Consider the following 1,549-nt stretch of genomic DNA (forward strand, 5'->3'; position numbering starts at 1 on the left):
GTCGACCGTGAACAATCCGAGCCCTAAGCGGCGACCGGCTTCGGCCGGATTTGAAGCAGGGCAATCAAGAGCGACAAAAACCCCTTCAGCCACCTGAGCAGGAGGGAGAAGTTGTAGCCGGCGGCGGCCAGGATGGCGTTGAGGGTGTCGCCCTGCTGGCCGGCGAGGTAGTTGCGGCCCATTCTGTGTTCGCTCTTGATGTGGCCGATGACGGGCTCGACCGCCGACCGCCGTCGCATCTGGCGCTTGATGGCTGGGGTGACGCGGCGTTTCTGGCCCGCGGTGAAGACCCTGAGCTTGTGGCTCTGCGGTGCGTTGTGGCCGCGATAGCCGGCGTCGGCGAGGATGCGGCCGATCTCGTTGCCGATGGTCTTTTCCATGTCGGGGATGACGCTTGCCAGCGTGTGGCCGTCATAGGGATTGCCGGGCAGTGCTTTTGCATGCAGGGCGAACTGGCCGCCCCTGGAGCGCTTCAGCGTGGTGGCCACCGACACCTTCACCCCGAACTCGTAGGGCGCATGCGCCTTGCCCTTGCCGATGCATTCCACCTCGTGTGCGTGCAGGCTGTAGATCTTGCGGCCGCGCTGGCGCTGGCGTTGCTCGAGAACGGTGGCGGCCTGGTAGAGCGGCCATTTGAACAGCGTCCAGCCCCTGATCGCCGGCGATCTGGCGACCAATGTCGCGAATGGTCCGGCCGAGATAGGTCTTGAGCTTGCGTAGCGCCTTGTTGGCCCGCTTGAACTGCTTGGCGTGGGCATAGCGCTGGTGGCTGATCAGCGCCAGCTTGCCGACCCGCACATAACTCTGGCGCAAATGGAGACCCGTCCTCTTGGCCAGCCGCACCAGCCGTTCGCGTGCCCGATGGATGAGCTTGGCGTCGGTCGGGAACATGACGTTCTTCGGCTGCACGGTGGTGTCGACGATCACCTGGCGCGTGTCGGCCGGTTTCATCGCCCCGGTCTTGACCGCGAGGCTGAGGCTCTCCTGCAACAGCACCATAATCCGCTCCTCGCCCATACGGCTGCGCCAACGCGTCATCGAGGAGCGGTCGAACGGCAGCGTATGGCAAAAGAACGTCTCGCCGGTGAGATACTGGAAATAAGGGTTCTCCACCCAGCGCTCGCACAGCACCTCATCCGACAGGTTGAAGGTGTGCTTGAGGATCGCCAGCCCCGCCATCAGCCGGGTCGGCAGCGGCGGCATGCCGGGGCCGTCCGAATAGACGGCGCCGAAACGCTCCTCCAGCACCGGCCAGTCGATCGCCTGCGCCAGCCGCACCAGCTCGTGCTTCATGTTGATGATTTGGTCGAGCCGGGAGCGGAACAGGTCCTGCTCTCCCGTCTCGCGCTTCTCGCGTGGCCTGGACATTCGCTGTCCCCTCGATTCGCCGCCGCCGAACCGAGTGAATCACGCTCCGCGCCACAAGGGAATCGCAAAACCGAATTGCAGGAAAACAGCGTCCAAATACCGCTAATCCTGCAATTCCAAAGCCGCTATCCGCCTCAATCAACAGGCCAGATCAATGGCTTGCGGATAGTTCACGGCCGAC

1 pseudogene is annotated in these 1,549 nt (G+C 63.7%); it reads right to left on the reverse strand.

Annotated elements, in window-relative coordinates:
- Window positions 1–23: 23 nt before the first annotated feature.
- Window positions 24–1,368 (reverse strand): annotated as a pseudogene (locus EN993_RS35615) (IS5 family transposase).
- Window positions 1,369–1,549: the final 181 nt, after the last annotated feature.

Source organism: Mesorhizobium sp. M7D.F.Ca.US.004.01.2.1 (genome assembly GCF_003997785.1).
GTDB lineage: Bacteria > Pseudomonadota > Alphaproteobacteria > Rhizobiales > Rhizobiaceae > Mesorhizobium > Mesorhizobium loti.